General features: G+C 46.9%; 6 protein-coding genes and 1 tRNA gene. 2 read left to right on the top strand and 5 right to left on the bottom strand.

Annotation, left to right across the window (positions count from 1 at the left end):
* Positions 1 to 21 precede the first annotated feature (21 nt).
* Positions 22 to 900: a hypothetical protein gene (locus AAC033_RS17365; protein ID WP_339740459.1), complete on the top strand. Its 879-nt coding sequence runs from the start codon at positions 22 to 24 to the stop codon at positions 898 to 900.
* A 374-nt stretch (positions 901 to 1274) separates the two neighbouring features.
* Here the strand turns inward: AAC033_RS17365 and AAC033_RS17360 are convergent, their stop codons facing one another.
* Positions 1275 to 1658, bottom strand: a complete 384-nt coding sequence (locus AAC033_RS17360) for a cation transporter (protein WP_339740457.1) — start codon at positions 1656 to 1658, stop codon at positions 1275 to 1277.
* Positions 1659 to 1730: 72 nt separating this feature from the next.
* On the opposite strand from AAC033_RS17360, the gene AAC033_RS17355 reads away from it, so the two are divergent.
* Positions 1731 to 1803: transfer RNA gene (locus tag AAC033_RS17355), tRNA-Thr, on the top strand.
* Between the two features lie 73 nt (positions 1804 to 1876).
* On the opposite strand, the gene AAC033_RS17350 is transcribed toward AAC033_RS17355, so the two are convergent.
* The 4 genes from AAC033_RS17350 to AAC033_RS17335 form a co-directional block, all read right to left on the bottom strand.
* Positions 1877 to 2329, bottom strand: coding sequence for a heavy-metal-associated domain-containing protein (locus tag AAC033_RS17350; protein WP_339740455.1), 453 nt, complete (start codon positions 2327 to 2329; stop codon positions 1877 to 1879).
* A gap of 20 nt (positions 2330 to 2349) precedes the next feature.
* On the bottom strand, positions 2350 to 4140 hold the full coding sequence (locus AAC033_RS17345; RefSeq protein WP_339740453.1) for an efflux RND transporter periplasmic adaptor subunit: 1791 nt from the start codon (positions 4138 to 4140) through the stop codon (positions 2350 to 2352).
* A 2-nt stretch (positions 4141 to 4142) separates the two neighbouring features.
* Positions 4143 to 5375, bottom strand: coding sequence for a TolC family protein (locus AAC033_RS17340; protein WP_339740451.1), 1233 nt, complete (start codon positions 5373 to 5375; stop codon positions 4143 to 4145).
* Positions 5372 to 8041, bottom strand: a 2670-nt coding sequence (locus AAC033_RS17335; protein ID WP_339740449.1) for an efflux RND transporter permease subunit, incomplete at its 5' end; no start/stop codon positions are given. The genes AAC033_RS17340 and AAC033_RS17335, both read right to left, overlap by 4 nt.

Genomic DNA, 8041 nt, shown 5'->3' with positions numbered 1-8041 from the left:
ACTAGTTGCAAATAAAAACCAATGAAACAAATTACAATCATATTGAGCCTTCTTAGTATCGTCATTACTACTAATTCTTATTGTCAGGAAACGAAAGTGAAACGAGTACAAAAGGGAGATTACATAGAAGAATACTATGTGTTAAAAGAAAATAAGAGCATCAAGCACGGAGAGTATGTTAAATTTCAAAAATATATACTGGATAGAAGAATACCGATTGCGTTTGGGTTCTTTGAAAATGACAGAAAAGTTGGAGAATGGTACTTCTTTCATAACGGAGGAGCTTTAGAATCATTTGGTAACTATTTCGCGGATGAAAAGCGAGGTGTTTGGAAAGAATACTACAAACCTTTATACAAAGACATATCACTTTCATCATTGGTAAATGGTCAAAGTGACCTTACAATTGATGAAAAAGGAAGCGTGATTGTGTCAAAAAAAGATAGTTTAATAGCCGCAATGGGTATATATAACTCTGGTGATAAAATGGGGACTTGGAATTACTATGATGGTCGTGGAACTTTAATCCACGTATTTGACCATTCATCGGATAAAATGATTTTTTCTTCTGCATCAGATTCAACGAATCGATGCTGTCCTTATTTGGGAGGTACAGATCGATTTTATAGTTACTATTTTAGATTTGCCGAAGCCTCAGGATTCAATAATACTTTAACAGACGCAAAAGTAATCCTAAAATTAGGAATTGACGGTGCTCTGTTAACGATCGAACGAATTAATTCAAATGGAGCGGCAAAGGCTACATTCGAATTTGAACGCCTTATTCAATTATTTCCAAATGACTGGATACCTTCTTATTTTGACAATCCTGTGTTTCTGACGTTGGAACATAAAACAGATTCAAATAAATTATCAGTAAGTGCTACGTTCAGTCAATAAAAAAAATGCTAACAACGAGTAAATCTTATAGCAGAATTCAAACGTGTCTCAGTCTACTTCTCTTCCCTTTGTCGTAGCGCTAGTGGTGATGGGTCAAGCTCCCAAACAGACTAATGCCGGAGGCATCGTATCTTTATAGAACAGCGAATGATTGAGAAAAACTCGACCTCGGATGGGGTCGTACATTTGAATGCTTCGGTTTTTCTATAAACATCCAAACCCGTCAGGTTTGAGAAATAGCTCCACTACCCTTCTATGTGGTCATCAGAAAAACAACTGGATAATAAGTCTCAACAAACCGAAAATTTTGGCCGAAAAAAAGGGATGCCCAAATCATCTGGACATCCCTTTCAACTTCATGATTTGTTATATGATCAATGTTGGTGACCATGATCGTGATCGTGATCATGCGCTTTTTCGGCTTTTGCCGAGCGGTCGTACTGGCAGCAGGCCGGCAACTCGCTGTACACTTCGTCGCTTGCCTTGTGTTTGGGCGTATCGTGCCCCACCTTGGCAATGGCCATTTGCACCCGGTCGACATCGGTTTCGCTTTCATCGAACGCTACTTGAATCATTTTCGTTTTTTTGTCCCAGTCGGCGGTGGCCACACCATCAACCGACAGCGCGGCTTTTTCGATGCGCTTTTCGCACATGCCGCAGTTTCCAGACACTTTAAACTTATCGGTTTTACTTTTTGCTAAAACACTTCCGGCACCCATCATCATCAGGATAGCCAGCATCATTACTTTTGTTTTCATTTACTTTAAAATTTAATGGTTATTACTTCTATTAATTCATCGAATAAAAAACTAATTTTATCCCTCGCATTTGCCTCTTTAGCTCAGCTGGTAGAGCAGCTCATTCGTAATGAGCAGGTCGTGGGTTCGAGTCCCATGAGAGGCTCTTATTTAATCAAATACCTGATAACGGATATTCAATTTCAAAGAAAGTTCTCAGATGCCTTAAGCATCACTTTTTACTTTTCACAGCACGAGCCCGATGTCGGACTTTTGTCGTGCACACATTCTGCTTCTGAATCGGTATTTTTCATTAATCCCGGAAGTTCCATGGAAGCATGGTTATTTGTTTTTCTTTTGCCATCTCTCTCATATTGACAGCAGCCTGGCAGTTCAGCATATCGTGCATCACTGGCACTAAAATGCCCTGTGTCATGCCCGGTCATCGCAATCGCTGTCTGTATTTTCAGTGCACTTGTTTTTTGATCATCGTACGTAACGGATAACTCACTTGTCTCCTTATTCCAGTCAGCTGTTGCAACACCATCCAGCGAAGTGGTCGTTTTTTCAATGCGTTTTTCGCACATGCCACAGTTTCCAGATACTTTAAATTTTTCGGTTTTATTACCGCCGAAAACAGCTACTGCTCCCAACAGGAAAAATGTTGCTATGCTTAAAATTTTGGTTTTCATCGTAATTAATTTTGTCCTGGTTATAAAGTCTCTCTTGTCTCTCCACATCCTAACATTTCGTCCCCGAAATAAGGATTTCGTATCTCTTCTGTTTCGCTAAACCAATAGGCACCTTTGTCGCGGTTAGCCATCGGGCAGTATTGATAGTAGGTCGTTTTGTCTTTCAGTCCAAACATTTTCAGGCTTTTGTAGAAGGACAAATTGAACTGTGCAAATTCGGTTCGTTGCTCTTCAATGTCCATCGATTTGCTGATCCTGCTGATGGTACTCTCAAGTGTTTTCAACTGCTCCATCCAGGCCACGTGTGCATCGCCTTTGAGCAATCCCATATCAACGTTTTTCAATGATTTCTCTACCTCCTGAGCCGCAACCATCACCTGATGTGCCTCAGATGCAATAAACGCGTCCTTCATTCCAAGGTATTCCTCATAGACATTAGTCAATTGTTGCCTAAAAGCAGGATCGGTTTGGACAGGCTCAACAGGGCTGTGTTTTTCGGCCGCTGTTTCTGTTCCCATCTCCGTTACACCATGGTTATGCCCGGTCATCGCCGCACCACCTTCGGGACTCATCATACTCGGCTTGCCGGCAAGCTGTGCCGCAGCGTCAATACTGAAGGTACCATTCACCGCAATTTCTTCGCCTTGCTCCAGCCCGCTTTTTATGATGAAGCTCTCGCCCAGCGAAGGCCCCAGGGTCACTTCACGCATCAGGAAGCTAACCCCTTGATCCGTCAGCGCCTTGACATACACCAACGAACGCTCACCGGTCCACATCACAGCAGTTTTTGGCACCACCACCGACCCCGGCTCAGCGGTAAGTTCCGCCTCAACCGTTCCCGAAACAAACATCTCGGGTTTCAGCTTCAGCCCGGAGTTGACAAACTCCACCCGGGCTTTGGCCACCCGTGTTTGGGGATCAATCACCGGATCGAGCCAGGTGATAGTCCCTTCAAACGTCTCGCCCGGCAGTGAAGCGACAGTAAAGTTTACGCGATCGCCCCGATCAATCCATGCCAGGTCGGATTCGTACACATCAAAAAGCACCCACACCCGCGAGAGGTCAGCAATTTCATAGATGGCCTCACCCTTGCGGATATAATCACCAAGCTTGATTTTCTTTTCCATGACATAGCCGGAGCCCTCGGCGTAAACCTCAAACTCTTCCTTGGAGGTTCCCGATAATAACAGGGCCTCTATCTGGCTATCCGACAGCTTCCAGTTTTTCAGCTTCTCTTTGGCTGCGATGAATAGCTGCGGCTGCGTTTTCTTGATTTTTTGTGCCTCAAACAGTTCTTCCTGGGCCGTGACCAGTTCTGGCGAATACACCGCTGCAACAGGCTGCCCCTTACGGACAAACTCACCGGTGAAGTTCACCATCAACTTTTCAATCCGCCCGGGAATGTGCGAGGACTGGGAAAAAACCAGCCGCTCGTCGGCCTGCACCTTGCCGTTTAGCCGCACGGATTTGACAGGTTCAAGCGTGCCCACGATAGCGGTGCTGACATTCGCTAATTGCATGGCTGTGGCCGACATGCGGATGGACATGGGGTCTTGCTCACCCTCGTCTTCATTTTCCAGCGGAATCAGATCCATCCCGCAAATGGGGCAATCGCCCGGCTCCTCCTGTCGGATTTGCGGGTGCATGGAGCAGGTCCAGGTTTCCGACTCGCCAGACGCTTCCGTTTCATGATCGTGCCCCTCGTGTCCGGTTTCGTTTCCGGAACCGCCAAAAAGCAACCAGCCCAGCATCACACCTGCCAGCAATGTTGCCAGGACCATCAAAATTGTTTTTTTATTCGTTGTATTCATTTTTATTCAGTTTTTGCAGTGATATAATGGAGTTTTGCCAGTGCGATCTGGTACTTAGCTTCCGCAGTCGCCTTCATTTTTTCGTATTTCAGCAGTTGCTGTTGCATGCGCAACACCTCTTCAAATTCCTTTCCGGAGTTGCCATACGCGCTAAACAACAGGTTGAGCGATTGTCCGGTTGTCACCAGTTGGTTTTCGTACAGCTCGATCAGTTCCAATTGTTGCTGGATATCAAACCAAACGGTCTCGTAACCCGAACTAAGCGAGTTGACCAGCTCTTCGCGTTGCAGCGTGTAGCTTTCCTGCATCAACTGCGCCTCCTTTATCGCTGCCTTGTATTTACCCCTAAAAATGGGAATGCTTACCGAAACCATCGGCATGAAGATGTCCTTGCCATTGTCGGCCAAACTCATGTCGTTGCGTTCATCCACAACCGCGTAGTCCAGTCCTACTCCCAACTTTGGAAGTCCTTGTTTTTGAGCCGCCAATTCACTGGCTTCGCTGGCTTGTATTTTCAAATCCAGTGCATCCAGCACCGGGTTATTAGTCAGCAGCGAATCTCTTCGGAAACCAACCGCGAAAGCCTCTACTTCCAACGAATCTTCGATAAGGACCACCTCTCTTTCCTCTCGATTGAGCAATTGATTGAAGCTGGCGCGTAAGGGCTTTTCCTTTTGATTCAAAATGCTCAGGTTGGTTTCGGCATCCTTCAGCATCAAGTCCACCCGCAGCACATCCACCATCGGCGCAGCGCCGCTCTTAAACTTCGAATTGGCAATGGTTTTATAGGATTGCAGGATGTCAATATTCTCTTGCTCAATCTGTTTCCATCGCTTGAGTTCGTACAGCGGGTAGTAGGACGCAGCCACCTGATAATGCAGTTGGTTACGCGCATCCAGAAAAGACTGGTAGCGGGCTTCTGCCATCAACGCTGTAGCATCGCGTTGGGCCTCCAAAGTACCAAACCAGGGAAACATTTGCGTGAGCGAAAACTTGGCCCTTTGCGGCCCTACCCGTGTTTCAACCGGCGAAATAAAATAACCGAATGAAAATGCAGGGTCGGGCAAGCTGCCCACTTGGGGTACTTTCTGCAAAGCGGCTTCAAACTCCTTGTATTTAGCCTGTAATCCGGGATTGTTTTCAGAAGCGATTCGTTGGTAATCGGCAAGACTTTGAGCCGAAGCTACTGCACTTCCGAAAATCAAAAAAATAAATAGATTTATTATGATCTTCATGACACTAATTTTTTGAGTTTTCTCTCTTCACGCATACTGTACAGTACCGGCACAATGAAATAAGTGACGGCGGCAAAAATCATCCCGCCGAAAGCCGGAATAGCCATCGGAATCATAATATCCGCACCCCGCCCTGTTGACGTCAGAATTGGAAGCAGCGCGATAATGGTCGTCGCCGAAGTCATCACTGCAGGCTTAATTCTTCGGTGCCCGGCTTCCACCACTGCGGCACGGATGCCTTTCAGGTTGTCAGTCTTGTTTCGCTCAAAACTTTGGTCGAGATAGGTCGCCATCAATACGCCATCGTCGGTTGCAATTCCAAACAGGGCGATAAAACCCACCCACACTGCCACACTCAGGTTCACTGTATGCATTTGAAATAAGTCCCGCATATTCGTTCCAAAGAAGGAAAAATCGACAAACCAACCCTGTCCGTACAGCCACAGCATCATAAAGCCCCCGGAAAAAGCCATTGCAATTCCGGTAAAAACCATCAGCGAGGTGGTGACCGACTTGAACTGAAAATAAAGGATCAGAAAAACAATCAGCAGCACCACGGGAACGATAATGGACAGGCGCTTTTCGGCCCGCACCTGATTCTCGTAACTCCCCGAAAATTTATAACTGACTCCAGCAGGGACTGTTAAATCACCAGACTCAATCCTGGCTTGGATAGCCAGTTGGGCATCATTGACTACGCCCACTTCGGAAAAGCCATCGCGCTTGTCAAACAAAACATAACCCACAAGGAATGTATCTTCGCTTTTAATGGCTTGTGGCCCGCGCTTGTATTCAAAATCAACCAGCTGGCTGATTGGAATTTGCGCCCCGGTTGGCGTTGGGATCAGTATTTTGCCCAGCGATTCGGGATCGTCACGCAGCTCTCGCGGATAGCGTACCCTCACCGGGAAGCGCTCGCGCCCTTCTACAGTCGAGGTGATTTTCATGCCGCCAATGGCCGTTTCGATGGCTTGTTGCACATCTTCAATATTCAGCCCATAGCGCGAAATTTCGTCCCGGTTGATGTTGAGGTGCAGGTAAGGTTTACCCACAATCCGGTCAGCAAAAGCCGCTTCGGCCTTCACCGAAGGCACCTCTTTTAGGATACCTTCCAACTTCATCCCAAACTCCTCAATCGTGTTCAGGTCGGGCCCATACACTTTGATTCCCATGGGCGCACGCATCCCGGTCTGCAGCATGACCAAGCGCGTTTCAATGGGCTGTAGTTTAGGCGCCGAAGTCACTCCGGGAATTTTCGCCACCTTGACAATCTCATTCCAAATATCATCAGGCGATTGGATGTGTGGCCGCCAGTTGCGGAAATAATTACCCCATTCATCGGGCACCAAATCCTCGCTTGTCACTCCGCGCTCCAAGGCTTCTTCATTGCTCAGGGTGTCACCACTGGCCAGGATGAAGCGATCGTCCCGGTCAACCTTGAACCGCACACGGTGTCCTCGTTCATTCAGCATGTATTCAGGCCGATAGTTAATCACGTTTTCATACATCGAAATAGGCGCCGGATCAAGAGCTGACTCTACCCTTCCCAGTTTACCTACCGTCAGCTCAACCTCAGGGATATCTGAGATCAGCATGTCCAATTGCCCCAAAACCTTTCGGTTGTAAGCCACTCCTGAATGAGGCATGGACGTCGGCATCAACAGGAAGCTTCCTTCGTTGAGCGAGGGCATAAATTCCTTCCCCATGCCCGGAAACGAGTGCACCAAACCCGACCAAACCTTGGTGGTTCGAACATTCCAGCCTACCGCATCGAATCCCTTTGCGGCAAAACCAAAGATTGTGCTAAAGCCCATCCATGTGGTGGCTCCAAAAAGAATTAAGAATGAAGGAATTAGCAAAAAGCTGACTTTATGATCCAAACACCAGCGAAGAATGGGTTTATAGAAATACTCCAGCAGGGTAAAGGCTCCTAAAATGAGGATCACCATCATGGAGACAAACACCACATTGAGCATCAGACTTTTTGCCGGTCCCAAAGGCAGCCAGTACCTGGCCAGCAACCAAACAACACCCAAAACAACCAGCACGATTTCAGCATGATCCAACAGCCAGTACGCTGATTTACGCAGACGTTGTTTCCCGGATGAGGTCTGTTCATTCGTGCTTTCGGCTACTTCTCTTTTGGGCCCAAGCATCTTCAGGATTCCGACCAGCCCAAAAGCCAGCAACATCAGTCCACCCCAAATTTGTCCGAATATCAGAAAAACAATTCCAAGGGGAACCAAGGCGATGTTCACCCATTTCCGAATTCGATCACTTTTGATCCTCGCCCCAAAAAACCAATGGGCCAGAGCCGGCAAGATAAAAAGTGAAACGATCAGCGCTGCAACCAGCGCAAAGGTTTTTGTAAAAGCCAGGGGACCAAACAATTTTCCCTCGGCAGCCTGCATCGTGAACACCGGAATAAAACTTACAATCGTGGTAGACACTGCAGTTAGAATGGCCGAACTGACCTCAGATGCGCCATTGTATATGGTGGTAATCAGTTTCTGCCTAGGCGGAGCTTCATCCACATGCTTGATGATGTTCTCCGACAGGATGACCCCCAGATCGACCATCGTTCCAATAGCGATGGCAATTCCTGACAAAGCCACAATATTGGCATCGACACCAAAATAGCGCATGGCAATAAACACCATCAATAC

Source organism: uncultured Sunxiuqinia sp., assembly GCF_963974515.1.
In the GTDB taxonomy this organism is placed as follows: Bacteria; Bacteroidota; Bacteroidia; order Bacteroidales; family Prolixibacteraceae; genus Sunxiuqinia.
Note: the sequence above shows the minus strand (reverse complement) of the source record. Positions and strands in the feature narration are given on the sequence as shown.